At 51.1% G+C, this 16,259-nt stretch carries 14 protein-coding genes; 7 read left to right on the top strand and 7 right to left on the bottom strand.

The genetic code is table 11. The features are described 5' to 3' along the window. Positions 1 to 20: 20 nt before the first annotated feature. Complete coding sequence (locus BP97_RS41080) at positions 21 to 338, bottom strand: MerR family transcriptional regulator (RefSeq protein WP_231506340.1); 318 nt, start codon at positions 336 to 338, stop codon at positions 21 to 23. 280 nt (positions 339 to 618) lie between these two features. Here BP97_RS41080 and BP97_RS0119140 point away from each other — a divergent pair, with 280 nt between their 5' ends. The 6 genes from BP97_RS0119140 (at position 619) to BP97_RS36855 (ending at position 9,439) form a co-directional block, all read left to right on the top strand. Next, positions 619 to 2,079 (top strand): circularly permuted type 2 ATP-grasp protein, encoded by a 1,461-nt coding sequence (locus BP97_RS0119140; protein ID WP_028550547.1) that lies wholly within the window; start codon positions 619 to 621, stop codon positions 2,077 to 2,079. 47 nt (positions 2,080 to 2,126) lie between these two features. Beyond that, a complete protein-coding gene (locus tag BP97_RS0119135; RefSeq protein WP_028550546.1) occupies positions 2,127 to 3,080 on the top strand; it encodes an alpha-E domain-containing protein in 954 nt (317 codons plus the stop codon). Further along, positions 3,077 to 3,946, top strand: a complete 870-nt coding sequence (locus BP97_RS0119130; protein ID WP_028550545.1) for a transglutaminase family protein — start codon at positions 3,077 to 3,079, stop codon at positions 3,944 to 3,946. Before BP97_RS0119135 ends, BP97_RS0119130 begins: the two co-directional genes overlap by 4 nt. Before the next feature lie 256 nt (positions 3,947 to 4,202). Next, positions 4,203 to 5,921, top strand: coding sequence for an ABC transporter ATP-binding protein (locus tag BP97_RS0119125; protein WP_442952379.1), 1,719 nt, complete (start codon positions 4,203 to 4,205; stop codon positions 5,919 to 5,921). After that, positions 5,918 to 7,792 carry an ABC transporter ATP-binding protein gene (locus tag BP97_RS0119120; protein WP_028550543.1) on the top strand — a complete coding sequence of 625 codons (1,875 nt, stop codon included), beginning with the start codon at positions 5,918 to 5,920 and terminating at the stop codon, positions 7,790 to 7,792. Before BP97_RS0119125 ends, BP97_RS0119120 begins: the two co-directional genes overlap by 4 nt. 63 nt (positions 7,793 to 7,855) lie before the next feature. Continuing rightward, the gene (locus tag BP97_RS36855; RefSeq protein ID WP_036746186.1) at positions 7,856 to 9,439 is read left to right on the top strand and encodes a catalase; all 1,584 of its coding nucleotides are present in this window, start codon (positions 7,856 to 7,858) and stop codon (positions 9,437 to 9,439) included. Between the two features lie 148 nt (positions 9,440 to 9,587). On the opposite strand, the gene BP97_RS0119110 is transcribed toward BP97_RS36855, so the two are convergent. From BP97_RS0119110 to BP97_RS41585, 4 genes are all read right to left on the bottom strand, one after another. Then, complete coding sequence (locus tag BP97_RS0119110; protein WP_028550542.1) at positions 9,588 to 11,042, bottom strand: aldehyde dehydrogenase; 1,455 nt, start codon at positions 11,040 to 11,042, stop codon at positions 9,588 to 9,590. Between the two features lie 93 nt (positions 11,043 to 11,135). Next, positions 11,136 to 11,918 carry an AraC family transcriptional regulator gene (locus tag BP97_RS0119105; RefSeq protein ID WP_036746183.1) on the bottom strand — a complete coding sequence of 261 codons (783 nt, stop codon included), beginning with the start codon at positions 11,916 to 11,918 and terminating at the stop codon, positions 11,136 to 11,138. A gap of 78 nt (positions 11,919 to 11,996) precedes the next feature. Next, positions 11,997 to 12,410: a gluconate 2-dehydrogenase subunit 3 family protein gene (locus BP97_RS0119100; RefSeq protein WP_028550540.1), complete on the bottom strand. Its 414-nt coding sequence runs from the start codon at positions 12,408 to 12,410 to the stop codon at positions 11,997 to 11,999. A gap of 17 nt (positions 12,411 to 12,427) precedes the next feature. After that, on the bottom strand, positions 12,428 to 13,972 hold the full coding sequence (locus tag BP97_RS41585; protein WP_051620771.1) for a GMC family oxidoreductase: 1,545 nt from the start codon (positions 13,970 to 13,972) through the stop codon (positions 12,428 to 12,430). 116 nt (positions 13,973 to 14,088) lie between these two features. Here BP97_RS41585 and BP97_RS0119090 point away from each other — a divergent pair, with 116 nt between their 5' ends. Further along, on the top strand, positions 14,089 to 14,922 hold the full coding sequence (locus BP97_RS0119090) for a helix-turn-helix domain-containing protein (RefSeq protein WP_028550538.1): 834 nt from the start codon (positions 14,089 to 14,091) through the stop codon (positions 14,920 to 14,922). Positions 14,923 to 15,197: 275 nt separating this feature from the next. On the opposite strand, the gene BP97_RS0119085 is transcribed toward BP97_RS0119090, so the two are convergent. After that, on the bottom strand, positions 15,198 to 15,875 hold the full coding sequence (locus BP97_RS0119085) for an LrgB family protein (RefSeq protein ID WP_036746182.1): 678 nt from the start codon (positions 15,873 to 15,875) through the stop codon (positions 15,198 to 15,200). Next, a complete protein-coding gene (locus tag BP97_RS0119080) occupies positions 15,872 to 16,243 on the bottom strand; it encodes a CidA/LrgA family protein (RefSeq protein WP_028550536.1) in 372 nt (123 codons plus the stop codon). The genes BP97_RS0119085 and BP97_RS0119080 overlap by 4 nt, the downstream gene beginning before the upstream one ends. Positions 16,244 to 16,259 lie beyond the last annotated feature (16 nt).

The following is a 16,259-nucleotide window of genomic DNA, read 5'->3' as shown; positions in this document are numbered from 1 at the left end:
TCTAATTCTCCTTCCATAGCTTAAATGGTTTTGTTAACTGTAGCGATGATGCTGTCCAGTCTCCGCTTCTTCTCAATTAAAAGCTCCTGATGTGCCTTTAGGGCTTGCTTCCGGTCAAACTCGGGATGGTCCATTATGTCTTTAATCTCTTTAAGCGAAAAGCCGATCTCACGAAAAAATAAGATTTGCTGCAGTCGCTCCAATTCATGGTCCGTATAGGTGCGGTACCCTGCTTGATTAACGGAATCGGGAACGAGAAGCCCAATCTCATCATAATGATGAAGCGTTCGGACGCTCACCCCTGCTAAATCGGCAACCTCTTTTATTTTGTAGGCCATAACATCACCTCCAATTTCATCATAGGGTATCACGCTGCGTTAGAGTCAACAGGGGATAGGATTGATTTTATAAAAGGTTGAAATGATGTAACGGGAAATAAATTTTATAAATAAAAACGCTTACCTCGCTTAAACTAATGTTAAGTATATTGACACTAAAAATAAAAAACCATATGATTATATACATATTCTTCTAAAATATTCGGATTATAAGCACAAAAACATAGAATATGCGTTATATAAACTAACATATAAACTTATAATAGGAGGGGATGTCCGTATGTCCGGTATCAATCGAACTCAAGACGCACCATATCCATTGGATTTATTTTACGACGAGATGTTCGGAGGAGATCCTAAGGTTCGTACGCATTATGCCCAGGTGCATCATCGCTTCGCGCATATGAGCGTAGAGGAGCTGGCAGTTAAGCAGACTGCGGTCGGACGGCGGATGATGGAGGAAGGCATCACCTTTACACTATACAAACTGGAGCAGATTCAGCCCTTGGAGAGAACGATTCCGTTCGATCTCATTCCCCGGATCATCCCTCAAGCGGAGTGGAGTATGCTGGAGGCGGGGTTGATTCAAAGGGTTAAGGCACTTAATCGCTTTGTGCATGACATATATCACGATCAAAATATTGTCCGAGATGGAATTGTACCTCGTAGGATGGTGGTCGCCAATTGTTATTTTCGACCGGAAATGATGCGGCTTCAGGTTCCTTATAACACGTATATTACAACCTCGGGGATTGACCTGATCCGGGATGCCTCTGGACAATATTACGTGCTGGAGGATAACCTGCGCTCACCTTCGGGCTTCTCCTACTTATTTAAAAGCCGCTCCATTATGAATGAGCTGTTTCCTGAGCTGTCTTTCTCTTGCTCCATTCGAGACGTGGAGCTTAGCCTGAACCGATTCTTGAGCACACTGCGAAGCTTAGCCCCCACGGGCAAATCCGATCCGGTCATTGCTCTATTGACGCCTGGAGAATTCAACTCTGCCTACTATGAGCATGCTTTCCTGGCGCAGCAAATGGGGATTCACTTGGTAGAAGGCCGGGATCTCATTGCCATGGATCATAAAATTTACATCCGGGGCATGAAGGGAATGCAGCAGGTGGATGTTTTGTACCGGCGCATCGATGATGACTATTTAGACCCGCTAGCTTTTCAGCCTGATTCGATGCTCGGGGTAGCTGGTATTATGAATGCTTACCGGGCGGGGAATTTGGCTATTGCCAATGCACCGGGAACAGGGGTTGCCGATGACAAGGCCATCTATATCTATGTGCCGGACATGATCCGGTATTACTTAAATGAAGAGCCGATTTTGGCCAATGTGCCAACCTATTTATTATCCCGTCCAGAGGAAAGAGAATACGTGCTGGAGCATTTATCCGAAATGGTAGTCAAGGAAACGTCGCTGTCCGGGGGCTATGGCATGCTCATAGGGCCGAGCGCTGCGGAAGAGGAGATAGCCGCTTTTGCCGAATGCATCCGCAAGGAGCCTTCCCGTTATATTGCCCAGCCGACGGTACAGCTCTCTCGCGCGCCTGTCATTCAGGGCGGCGGCATGACGCCGCGGCATATTGATCTTAGAGCCTTTGTACTGATGGGAGCGAATGAGCAGGTTCATGTGATTCCGGGAGGATTGACCCGAGTGGCGATGAAGGAGGGCTCCCTTGTAGTCAATTCTTCACAAGGAGGGGGCTGCAAGGATACCTGGGTATTGGCTTGATAAAGCCGTTAATGCAACATTCCAAACGATGAGGGGAGATGGGCTCCATGCTTAATCGCAATGCGGAAGCTTTATTCTGGGTCGGTCGGTATATGGAGAGAGCGGAGAATCACGCCAGGTTGATTGATGTCCATTATCATATTCAGCATGATGGAGATTTCGATAATGAAGGGAACAAGTGGGAACGGCTTATTCATGCATTAGGTGCACGAAGCGATTATATGCAGCAGTTCGATGCCTTCACGGAAAAGGATGTATTGTCGTTCATTACACTGGACAGAGGTTATGCCAATTCATTATTCTCATGCGTGAGCCAAGCGCGTGGAAATCTCCGGACATTGAGGGAGAAGCTGCCTAGCGAGCTCTGGGATATGCTGAACGCATTTTACTTGTGGCTCGGAGAGAAGCAGGTGGATGATATTTTGAACGACTCTCCGCATACATTTTATAAGCAAATCAAGGACCGCGCGGCAATGTTCTATGGTGCCCAGCAATCTGTTATGCTCAGGGAAAATGAGTGGCATTTCATGGAGAGCGGCAGGTATTTGGAACGGGCAGAGAACACGGTGCGTATTCTTCAATCGGTGATAGGAGCCATCCGCGTGGAGCAGGCACCCCCGTATCCGTACTTGCTTGCCGTATTGAAATCAGTGAGCGGATATCAAGCCTTCCGCAAATACTATGCAGACGCAGTTTCGATCGCGCATATTATGGAATTTCTTATTGGTAGCGCCGAATTCCCTCGGTCGGTCCATTTCGCCTTTTCCCATCTGGAGCTCCATCTGGAAGGGATAGATAGGTCGGAAGCTAACCTAAACGGCCCCGGGGAAAGGGCCATTCGCCAGGCAGGTAAAATTAAGGCGGATTTGGCCTGCCTCGAGCGCGATGATATGAGGCTCTCGGTAGTGCAGCCATTACTGGATAGCTTAATGCATTCATGCACCAGAATTGGAGGAACGATGGCAGCAGCCTTTTTTCACCTGGAGGAGGCAACCGCATGAAGCTCGAGATCCATCATGTCACTCGTTATCGATACGAGGAGCCGGTGTCGGACAGTGTCAATGAGCTGCGTCTGACACCCCGGACGAATTACCGTCAATCCTGCTACCATCATGAGGTAAACATCGAGCCTTCGACTTCCTTGTTCACCTATGAAGATTATTTCGGTAACCGGGTGCATGCATTCTCCGTCAATCCGTCACACCGAGAGCTCGTGATTAAGACAAAGGCCACTGTTGTGACTACCGACCGAAATCAGAACGAGTTAGAAGCATCGGCACATTCGCTGGAAGAAGAGCTCCTTCTATTGAAAAGCGACAAGCTGCAGGACCGCTACATTGAATTTTTGCTCCCGACCGCTTATACGCAGGTTACGGAGGAGGTCCATAGCTACGTCAGCAAATACCCGTTCGGAGAAAAGGGACTGTTGGCATGGACGAGAAAGCTATCCGAAGGCATTCATAATGACTTTACGTATGACCCGGCGGCTACTGACGTGAATACGACGGTCAGCGAAACGCTCCAGCTTCGCAGGGGCGTCTGCCAAGACTATGCGCATCTGATGATTGCGGCATGCCGATGCCTTGGGCTTCCGGCAAGGTATGTCAGCGGCTACCATTTTGTTGGTGATTTACAAGGAGGCAGTGCTGATTTTGAGCAGGCTTCCCATGCATGGGTGGAGGTTCATATACCGGGAACCGGATGGCTTGGATTCGACCCGACGAACAATACGGAGGTCGACTGGCGTTATGTGAAGCTTGGACATGGACGCGATTACCAAGACATTGTTCCTGTAAAGGGTGTGTATCGAGGCTCGGGAAGGCAATCGCTTGAAGTGAAGGTGGATGTGCGGCTGCTCGACGCCTAAACCTACCTTGGTAGGTAGTTAAAATGAATAGGTAAGTAGTGCCTGAGAGAGGATATTCTTTCTCGGGCTTTTTTGAATTGTTAGGAATTTAGGAACCCGAGAGTGTTGAGTCCCCCCACGAAATATATCGGTTGGGTTAACACTTGAGAGGGTAATTGAATAACAATGACTTGTCGTTGAGCAAAATAGGGAGAAGAGGATTATTATGGGCCATTCGCTGAACGGTCATTAAACGAGGTGATAGTTAGTGATCCGCATGTTTACCTTTCTCCGGCCTTTTCGGTGGCCTATTGCTGCTGTATTGGCTCTTATATTTCTACAGTCCTTGTCGGATCTGTATCTCCCAACTTTGATGGCGGATATCGTCGACAAGGGAATCGTGGAAGGAGACATTCCTTACATATTTCGTATCGGGGCTTTCATGCTGCTGGTTGCGGCTGCAGGCGCAGTTTGTTCCGTAGCCGCAAGCTTCCTTTCGGCCAAGACGGCAGCAGGCTTCGGTCTACGCGTGCGAGACCGGGTGTTCGCGCATGTAGAGAATTTCTCGCTGCAGGAGTTCGATAGGATTGGAACGGCTTCGCTTATTACAAGGACGACCAATGATATTACTCAGGTCCAACAGGTTCTGACCATGATGCTCCGAATGATGATCAGTGCCCCCATGATGTGTATCGGTGGCATCATTATGGCAGTGAACAAGGATGCGAAGCTATCGCTTGTCCTTGTCGTTGTCATTCCGGTGCTTGCGGCAGCTATCGCCATTATAGCGAGTCGAGGCATGCCCTTGTTCAAAGCGATGCAAATCAAGCTGGACCGACTCAATCTGGTGCTGCGAGAGGGACTCACCGGCATTCGGGTCATTCGATCCTTCAATCGGATTGGGCATGAGCAGCAGCGATTCCAGGAAGCGAATCGGGATTTGACATCTACGGCAACCAAGGTAAACCGAATAATGGCGGCGATGATGCCCATTATGATGCTGGTCATGAACTTCTCTTCCATGGCCATTATCTGGTTCGGCAGCATTCGTATTAGCAGCGGTCATATGCAGGTAGGAGATTTGATGGCCTTCTTGCAGTACGCGATGCAAATTATGTTCTCGCTCATCATGATGTCGATGATGTTCGTCATGATCCCGCGCGCCTCGGTATCGGCTGTCCGCATTAACGAAGTGCTGGACATGACACCGACAATGAGCGATCCAACAGAAGGGGAGCTCACGGGTGCAAGAAAAGGATACATCGAATTCGACCAGGTATCGTTCAGCTATCCGGGTGCCGAACAGCCAGCTATCTCAAATATTTCATTCAGCGCAAGTCCGGGGGAGATTACGGCTATTATCGGCGGAACCGGCTCTGGTAAATCGACGTTGATCAGTCTCATCCCCCGATTTTACGATGTGAGCAGTGGTAGTATCCGCGTAGATGGAGTCGATGTGCGCGATATGACGCAGAGGGATCTGCGTGAGAAGATCGGCTTGGTTCCCCAGAAGGCGGTACTATTCTCAGGAACGATAGCTGACAACATTCGTTACGGCAATGATGAGGCAACCGACGAGGAAATGCGGCATGCCGCATCTATCGCGCAAGCGACGGAGTTTATTTCCGCTATGCCTGATGGCTTTGATTCCGTTATTGCTCAGGGAGGCACGAACGTATCGGGAGGACAGAAGCAGCGCTTGTCTATTGCGAGAGCTTTAGTTAGAAAGCCCGAAATTTATGTGTTCGACGACAGCTTCTCTGCACTGGATTTCAAAACCGATGCTAAGCTTCGGGCGGCGCTCAAAACAGAGACCGGCGAGGCAACGGTCATCATCGTGGCTCAAAGGGTTAGCACCGTCATGGATGCTGACCGGATCATCGTATTGGATGACGGGGGCATTGCAGGCATAGGAAATCACAAGGAGCTGATGGCCTCCAGTGAGGTCTATCGGGAGATCGTAGCATCTCAGCTCTCGGAGGAGGAACTATCATGAGCGGTCCGCGCAGAGGGCAAGGAGGCGGCCCGGGAGGAGGACCCGGGGGTCCTCGAATGGGGATGCCAGTACAAAAAGCCAAAGACTTCAAAGGGACATTAAAGCGATTGAGTGGCTTTTTAAAGCCTCACCGCTTTTCGCTCCTCACGGTATTGCTGGCTGCCGTACTCAGTACGGTGTTCGGCATTGTCAGCCCGAAAATTATGGGTAAGGCAACGACGAAAATATTCGAAGGCATCATGCTTAAGCTCAAGGGAGTGCCAGGGGCTGAGGTGGACTTTGGTTACATATGGGATATTTTGCTTTTGCTAGCGGTTCTGTATGTCCTGAGCGCACTCTTCAGCTACCTGCAGCAGTATATTATGGCCGGCGTTGCGCAGAGAACCGTTTACGATCTGCGCCAACGGGTGAATGACAAGCTGTCCCGGCTGCCGTTATCGTTCTACGATTCTCGTGCTCATGGGGAAATATTGAGCCGTGTCGTCAATGACGTAGACAACATAAGCACCACGCTGCAGCAAAGCTTGACCCAACTGATTACCTCGGTCGTTACCCTTGTCGGGGTCATCATTATGATGCTTACAATAAGCGGCTGGATGACCTTAATCGTATTTCTTACGCTTCCGCTCAGCTTTCTGGTGACCAAAGCGGTAGCGTCGCGTTCGCAGGCTTTTTTCGTCGGGCAGCAAAAGGCGCTCGGAGAGCTTAATGGCCATGTTGAGGAGATGTACACAGGCCATCGGATTATTAAGGCGTTCGGGCACGAAGAGAAGTCGATCGGCAAGTTTAGCGAAATTAATAACAAGCTGTACCAATCGGGCTGGAAGGCCCAGTTTATATCCGGCATCATCATGCCTCTGATGAGCTTCATCAGTAATATCGGTTATGTGCTGGTGAGTGTCGTCGGCGGGATTCTCGTTACGAGAAAGGCGATTGAGATCGGTGATATTCAGGCGTTTATCCAGTATACCCGGCAGTTTTCACAGCCGATTACCCAATTGGCAAATATCGCGAATATTATTCAGTCTACGATCGCTTCGGCTGAGCGCGTATTCGAACTGCTGGATGAGCAGGAAGAGGTCCCTGAAGCGAAGCAGCCCCATCACCTGGAGCGTCCCAAGGGAGAAGTGCATTTTCGCGACGTTTCCTTTGGCTATAAAGAGGGCGCCGTATTGATCGACCATATGAATATTGATGTTAAGCCAGGCCAGACGGTTGCTATAGTCGGACCGACCGGAGCAGGCAAAACGACGCTTATCAATTTGCTAATGCGCTTTTACGAGCTGGGTGGCGGACGAATTACAGTTGACGGAGTTGATATTACAGAGCTGAAGCGCGGCCATTTGCGCAGCCTATTCGGCATGGTGCTTCAAGATACGTGGCTATTCAACGGTACGATTCGCGATAACATTGGCTATGGTCGCGAAGGAGCCACGGAAGATGAGATCATTCAGGCGGCAAAGGCAGCGCATGCCGATCATTTTATACGTACACTGCCGGACGGCTACGACACCGTCTTGAATGAGGAGGCGTCAAACATTTCCCAAGGGCAAAAGCAGCTTCTGACGATTGCCCGTGCTATATTGGCCGACCCGGCGATTCTTATTCTCGATGAAGCGACGAGCAGCGTCGATACACGAACCGAGGTTTATATTCAAAGGGCAATGAACGATCTGATGAAAGGAAGAACCAGCTTCGTCATTGCTCACAGGCTGTCGACCATTCGTGATGCGGATATGATTCTTGTGATGGATAAAGGGACTGTGATCGAGAAGGGAACCCATGAAGAGCTGCTGGCTCAGGGCGGCTTCTATGCCGACTTATATCTCAGCCAGTTCACGGGGAGAGGCACTCAGAAGGATATCGGATAAAGCTGAAATGAAAAAGCACTATACACTGGGATTATTTAACATACGGAAAAAGGAGTGTTAAGAATGGATAACCATACCCATACAGGTGATTCGGAGCAGTCTCCGATGCTGACGACAAGGCAGGGCCATCCGGTAGCCGACAACCAAAACATTCGAACCGTAGGCAGTCGCGGTCCAAGTACACTGGAGAATTACCATTATCTCGAAAAGGTCACTCATTTTGACCGGGAACGTATCCCTGAGCGTGTCGTCCATGCTCGTGGAGCGGGGGCTCACGGTATTTTTGAAGCATATGGCAAGGTTGGAGACGAGCCGATTTCCAAATATACCCGGGCAAAGCTGTTCCAGGAGGCAGGCAAGCAGACGCCGGTGTTTGTAAGGTTCTCGACGGTTATACACGGCGGTCATTCTCCCGAAACGCTACGGGACCCGCGCGGCTTTGCCGTAAAATTTTATACCGAGGACGGTAACTGGGATTTGGTCGGGAACAATCTCAAAATTTTCTTTATCCGCGACCCGTTAAAGTTCCCTGATATGGTTCATGCTTTTAAGCCCGACCCGATCACCAATGTTCAGGATATGGAGCGGTTTTTCGACTTCGTGTCCATGAGTCCGGAAGCCACTCATATGATCACTTTCTTGTTCTCTCCTTGGGGGATTCCCGCTAATTACCGGCAGATGCAGGGCTCCGGCGTCAATACGTATAAATGGGTGAACGAGGCGGGCGAAGCGGTTCTGGTGAAGTACCACTGGGAGCCGTTAAAGCAGGGTATCAAAAATTTGCTGCAAAAAGAAGCGAACGAGATTCAAGCGATCAATTTCAACCATGCTACCCTTGATCTCTACCAAGCCATTGATCAGGGGGATTTCCCGGAATGGGAGCTATGCGTGCAGATTATGTCTGATGGAGAGCATCCCGAATTAAGCTTTGATCCGCTCGATCCGACGAAGCTGTGGCCAACCGACCAATTTCCGTTTCTACGAGTCGGTAAAATGACGCTGCACCGCAATCCAAGCGATTATTTCACGGAAGTGGAGCAGGTAGCGTTCGGAACCGGGGTTTTGGTAGACGGTCTGGATTTCTCGGATGACAAGCTGCTGCAGGGGCGCACCTTCTCTTATTCGGATACGCAGCGTTATCGGGTAGGGACGAATTACTTGCAGCTTCCGATTAATGCTCCGAAAACCTATGTTGCGACCAATCAAAGCGGGGGGCAAATGCAAATACGTCCGGACCGTGCTCCGGGACAGAACCCGCATGTCAATTACGAGCCCTCCTCACTTGGAGGGCTGCAGGAAGCGCCGAAGCATGCGAATGAGCATGAGCCTTACTATGATGCAAAGCTGGTTCGTCAAGCTATCCCTCGAACGAATAACTTCGGACAGGCAGGCGATACATATCGTGCCTTTGAGGAATGGGAGCGGGAGGAGTTAATCTCGAATCTGGTTGATGCGTTTATGGTATGCAGCTCCGAAATTCGTGAGCGGATGATCCAGAACTTGACGGAGGCTGATGCCGATTACGGCAGACGTGTAGCCGAAGGATTGGCCAAGGCAGATCAGCAGCGTATAGAGAGCGGGCAGGTTGATCCTTCACAGGCCGTACGCAAAGCCAAGCAAGAAGGTCATGAAGCGGGGCCATATTAAAAATAGAGGCGGCAGGCTGTATGAGCCTGCCGCCTTTGTTTTTGTGAGAAACGGTTGCTGTAGGGAAAGTGGAAAAGCAGCATTAGTCTGCTGGTAGTCCCAGCTCCATGAGCAACTGCCTTACGGATTTTTTAGGGGGAAGCAATTTTTAATATTTGATGCAAATGGTAGATACTTCGCTGTAAAAGTCGAGGCTGAACATTCCGCCTTGCCGGCCGATACCGCTTTGCTTCTCACCGCCATATGGCGTTCTAGGGTCCCGCAGGAACCAGGTGTTGACCCAGGTCAACCCGGCTTCGATCTGATGAGCTACCCGGAAAGCACGGCTGCTGTCCTTCGTCCAGACGGAGGCACTCAGCCCGTAATGGGTATCGTTGGCCAGTGCAATCACTTCTTCTTCGGTATCAAAAGGCTGTACCGTTACGACCGGTCCGAATATTTCCTCATTAACGACACGGCAGCCGGCATCGACTCCGGTAATAATAGTAGGCTCCACGTAGAAACCCTTGTCATGTCCATCGGCCCGTTTGCCGCCTGTTTCGATGACACAACCATCTTCACGGGCTGATTGAATATAATCGAGCACTCGCTCGTAGTGCTGCTCACTGATGAGGGCGCCGATATTCGTGTTCGGTTGGAGCGGGTCTCCGACGACCTGCTGACGAGTACGCTCGATAAACTTTTCCAAGAACGCATCGTAAATCGGGCGCTGTACATAGATGCGAGAACCGCACAGGCATACAGCTCCCTGGTTAATAAAGCTGCTGCGAAGCGAGGTCTCCACCACTTCGTCCAGATCGCAATCGGCGAAAACGATGTTCGGATTTTTGCCACCCAGCTCGAACGACAGCCGTTTGAGGCTGGCTGATCCGGCCTTCATAATGCTCTTTCCGGTGCTCGTTTCTCCGGTGAAGGCAATCGCCCGTACATCAGGATGCTCGGAGATGGCTTCTCCTACGGTGCGTCCGGCACCGTTGACGATGTTCACAACGCCATCCGGCAGGCCGGCTTCCTTGCATATTTCTCCGAGCAGCGTGGCGGTCATTGGCGTCCATCGGGCTGGCTTTAACACCACAGTGTTACCCATGGCGAGGCATGGGGCGAGCTTGGCGCTGAGCAGCAGAAGCGGCAGGTTCCACGGATTAATCATGCCGACGACACCGAGCGGACGGCGGACGACGAAGTTCATCGCCCCTGCTTCGCTGGGGTAAGCTTCCGTTCCCATTGTCGAGATGAAATTGGCGTAGAAGTGATAGCTTCCTGCGGCACGCGGAATGTCCACGTTCGTCGACAGCCACAGCGGCTTTCCGGTATCGAGCGTTTCAAGCATGGCAAGCTCGTCTTTGCGCTCTAGAATCAAATCTCCGATCCGGCGCAGAATGGCGGCGCGCTCGCTAAGCTTGGAATGCTTCCAGCCGCCGTCGAAAGCCCGTTTTGCCGCCTCAACGGCGAGGTCAACCTCGGTTTTGCCTCCTTCTGCAACACGGCCGATGACTTCCTCCGTTGCTGGATTGATGTTATCGAAGGTTTTAGGCTCTTGGGAATGAACGTAACGACCGTCAATGAAGTGCAAGCAATCCATACCTTTAACCATAGTTTCCATTAGAAAACTCCTCCTTGGGGGTGTTGGGGTTATATTCCGTTCCTATTGTCGGGCGTGCCCGCTTGTCCTCTAGGCTTGCTTGTAAACCGAGCGTTACCGGTGCAGCTTACGGTAGTTGTTGGGGGTCATTCGGATGCTGCTCTTAAACGTTCTATAGAAGGTAGATAGCGTTTCAAAGCCGATTTCAAAGCATATGGCCGCAATGTCCTTGTCGGTTTCGGCAAGCATTTTTTGGGCTAGACGCATTCGAACCTCGGTTAAGTATTGAAGGGGAGTCATCTGATAAAACTCCTTGAATATTGTGTTCAAATGCCGAGTGCTGACACCCAGCTTGGCGGATATATCCTCCGAGCTGACTATTTCAAAATAATGCGTATCGATAAAATGGCGCAGCTTCTCCGCGCGCAGACTGTTCCTAACAGCCGCCTCGGAGGCAGGCTGATAACGGACGAGCAGCAGCAGCAGCTCCGACAAATACATCGTATTGGCTAGCTTGTTCAGCAGCGATTCCCGTGTTTGTTCAAACAGCATTTTACGTGTCAGCTGCCTCAGCTCCTTGTCTCCAAAGCCGTTAAGCCGTACGAGCTTGGAACGGTCGAATCTGGAGCGGAGCAGCGCTTCGCGGACGTCTTCATCCAGTATGGCTTCGTCAAACTCGATCACAAGTACCGTCATATTGGTGGCTGATAGGATGGAATGATTCGTTCGCGGAACGATGAGAACGCCCTGGTCTTGTTCGAAATCCAAGCTCCGTCCGTCGAGCATAATCTTTCCTTTCCCGTCAAGCACATACAGGATTTGGTGGATGTCATGATAATGCTCCTGCATGATTTCCCCGTCGCTATGCCGCATTTCATACAAGTGGATTCCAAGCATGAACAAGTCAGCTCCTTAAGTCTAGGCACTCCCGTACAAGAACAGAACAATAAGAATGACAAGACCACAATAATTCACTTATTTGCTGCGCTGCTGCGGCTGATCAAAATCAGGGTAGCCCCCAGTGTGAGCTGAAGCGCCCGGAAACCCGATCCGCTCCCAGACGCCTGGCGCGTTTAGATAAAGGCTGATTACATCGCTTCTAAGCTGCTTGTAAAATCCGGGCATGTAAGCCTTCAATGCCATCATCACGTCGTAGACCTGCTCTTGGTCAAGCTGCATTAGCGGCTTGCCGAACTGTTCTTGCGACGCATCCGCGGCCGCTTCGATGCCGAGCACATACAGCTTGGCATGAACGCCGCGCTCGATTCTGTCGGCTAGCACCTGACCGGCATTCGCTACCGCTGCGCCTTGATCCGTATCGTCGGCTGGTATCACGCCGTTGGCGAGCACTGCGAGCAATCCCGCGTGCTCTGAAGCATTTATCGTCATGGGCACCATCTCCTTCGTTATAGTTGTCCTTGCCGTGCATGGTCGGCGATATAGTCTACCGCTCGGCTTGCAATCGCCATGGCCGTCAGTGTCGGATTAAGCCCGCTGCCGGTGACGAACACGCTCGTATCGCAGATGAACAGGTTAGGAATATCGTGTGTTTGGCAAAATTCGTTGACCACTGAGGAATCGGGATCGTTACCCATGCGGCATGTACCCATGGCGTGAGCTCCATAGTTCAAGCCGACGCGCACTTTGCGGGCGCCGGATGCCTCCATCAGCTCCACAGCTTTGTCACGAGCGGCACCGGCCAGTCGGATGTCGTTATCCAGCCATTCGATGGACACTCTCGCTGCCGGAAGTCCGCGATGATCCTTCACTTCGGGGTCCAGCGCCACGGTGTTATGCTCGCTTGGAAGCCCTTCGGCATGAGCCCACCAGGCGGCGGTATAAGGATAATCCTTCAGAAATTGCTTCAATTCGGCCCCTACGAAATCGCCGCTCAATGTGGCGTATGTGACAGGCGTCATCATATAAGACAAGAGGACGAAGCCGCGGGCATAGTCGTTGCGGGGATCCGGCTTGTAATAATCCTGCACCATCACTTGCCCCATCTGAATCCCTTTGTAGGCGTTGATCGGCTCGTCAAACGTTCCGAAGACCTGCCACGTCGGATGACTAAGCATGTATTTGCCGACGACCCCGCTGGAGTTCGCGAGCCCGTCTGGAAAGGTCGGACATGCGGACAAGAGCAGCAGCCGGGGGGTCTCGACCGCATGAGCCGCGAGTACGACAAGCCTTGCGCGCAACTCATGCTCCTGACCATCAGCGTCCAAATAGAGGACGCCGGTGACGCATCCGGCGGTATCGTCGTAGAGAACGCGATGCACGAATGCCTCGCTGATGACCTTTACGCCGGCAGCTTCCGCTTTCGCCAAGTACGTGCCTTGGCTCGTCGCCTTGGCGTCCGTCGGACAGCCTGCGGCACACCAGCCGCAGTAAGTACAGGCTGGCCGTCCGTCGTACTCGACGGAGTTAATGGCAATGGGCGGCGCGAACGGCTGCGCTCCCGACTTTTGCGCGCCACGGGCCAGCACTTGTGCGTGCCAGCTGAAACGATGAGGAGGCATAGGAAGGGAATACGATTCGGGCGCAAACGGTCCACATTCGCCGGCGACGCCGAAGTCTCGTTCCACCTTGGCATAGTAAGGTGCAAGATCCTCATAGCTGATAGGCCAATCTGTTCCGACGCCTTCCAGGCTGTGGGTACGGAAATCCTCGGGATGGAATCGAGGCATCACGCCGAGCCAGGTGAGCGTTCCTCCGCCTACACCGACACCGGTCTTGGGCACGACCTGATGCTTGCCCGCATAGACCCGCGGCTCCGTCCACTGGATTTTGGCATGGTTGGCTTCGGCGTTAGCGAAATCCACGTTTGGCTCATACCGCTTGCCGGCTTCGATTACGGTTACGGAGAAGCCTTGGTCCGACAGCTCTTTGGCTACTAGGCCGCCGCTAGCTCCGGAACCGACTACGATGACATCAACGGGCTGTTTCGACATCTTGATAAACCCCTTTCTTGACTCGTTCATTCACGGCTAACACTTGTGAACGCTTAAGCGGAGAGCATATAATGAAGGGACAAGCAATACATTTCAATTTTGGGAGCCTATTCCATATGAGCTTGCAAAAGATTGAGTTACCTGTTGAGGGAATCCTGATGTATGAATTTCAACATGTGGATGGCGAGGTGATGAAGCCACACCATCATCAAGTTCATCAGATTTTGTACGCATTAGAAGGTGAGGGCAAAATTACGTTGAACGGAAGGGTAGAAGAATACAGCCAAGGCCGTGTGGCGGTTATCGTTCCGAATTCGGAGCATGCTATCGTTTCCGATTCGAAGCTGACAGTGCTTGTGCTGGCTTTTAATGAGGTTATATTTGATGCGGTGGTGCGCAAAGAGCTGCTGGCTGCTTTCTTCAGCCAATCCCAGCTATGTAAACCGAATCCGTTTATCGGCAGCGAGCTTAGGCTTTTGCTTCGCAAAATGCTGTTCGAGCAGACCAGCAGCAGTCAGCTCGGCTTGCTTGCCATGAAAATCATTTTGTCGGAGCTTATGATTGTTCTCGCCCGGTCCCAGCACATGCTGCAAGTATCGGATGCGAATAGCTTAAGGGCGGAGAAGATCCGCCATTATATCGATAACCATTATTTTGAGATCGTCAGCGCTACTGATATAGCTGCCAAGCAGGGGATCAGCCTGCGGTACATCAACAATATTTTTAAAGAGCAATACAACATGACTCCCATGCAGTATTTAACCGATACTCGGATTGGTCTGGCGAAGCAAATGCTTGCCGAAACGGAAAAGGATATCGCCTCCATTTGCTTTGAATTGGGATTTGAAACCGTTTCCACGTTTTATCGCATTTTCAAGGATGCCGTTCAAATGCCACCGAATAAATACAGGATATTACACAAAATGCAGGAGCGAAGCCGGGAAGAGTAGGAGATGGAAAGCGCTGAAAGCCTCCCAGAGTTGGCTTAGCTTGCTGTTACAGACAGATAAGGCACATTGCAAACGCCTACATTTTGTGCTAAAGAACGAGCCGGCTTTACTTAAACGCCGGAGTATCGTTCTTTTTTCACAGGAGTGGCGGTCTGTCCGAGCGACATTTACCGCGGTGATGGGCCCGCAATTGAGGATTACAAGGCCATCATAATTCACGCGGAAGCGGTTGTCTTAGCAAACAAGGAAATGCTTTCTTAATATCGGAACTATTATTAAAATACGGCAGCCAAAATCCATGGCGTTACAAATAAGGTGATGACGGCGGCTAAAATCATCGAAATGCTCGATACCGTGCCGGAGATACTGCTGAACTCGAACGCTTTGGATGTGCCGGCGCCATGGGAGCTTGTACCGAGAAGCACACCCCGGGCTATATCGTTGCGGATACGGCACGTGCGTATCACATACGGTCCGATCACGGAACCGAATATACCCGTCATCATCACGGCAACGGCTGTAATAGTCGGTATACCGCCAATCGTTTGCGAGACGCTCATAGCAATAGGCGTTGTGACCGAGTGCGGGAGCAGACTGTATAGGAGCTGATCGTTAAGATGCATTACCTCGGCTAACCATACGGAAGATGCAACGGCCGCACAAGAGCCTGCCAGCACGCTGACCAAAATTTCGGTAGCGTGTTTTTTAATTAACGGAAAATGCTTGGACAGCGGTATCGCAAAGGCGATAGTGGCAGGTTGAAGCATATCAGATAGCCAATGCGCCCCGGTGTTGTACGACTCGAATGTTGTCCCGGTGGATACCAACAACAGGATGAGCGCCACAGGTGTAAGAATAATCGGAGACAATACGAATAAAGGTTTATACCGGTATAGCCGTTTGGCTACAATATATAGCAAGACGGTGCCGATCAAGCTGACGGCTCCAATCATGATTGCGCACGCTCCTTACGTTTGGCGATGCTTTGCGCTACGATTCCGCTGCACACCATGACAATGATGGTGCCTAATCCAACGACCAGCACGATCTGGAATCCGTCGCTAACCAGCAATTTAGGGTATGCTACAATGCCGACGGCTGGGGAAATAAAGAACAGCAGCAGCTCAGCAATTAGCCAGCTGGAGCCTGCTTCCAACCATTCGCGGCGCAGCACCTTGGTCTGCAGCAGCAGGAAGACGACGATCATCCCCAGAATGCTGCCTGGAACAGGGATATGAAGCCATGCAACGAGCTTGTTCATAATAATGGAAATGATAATCAGAGTAAGTACTTGAACTATAATTTTAAAAGTGTTTTTCATGGCTGCTAGCCCCTCT

The organism is Paenibacillus sp. UNC451MF (assembly GCF_000686845.1).
GTDB lineage: Bacteria > Bacillota > Bacilli > Paenibacillales > NBRC-103111 > Paenibacillus_S.
This window is presented reverse-complemented; position numbering and strand designations above follow the sequence as displayed.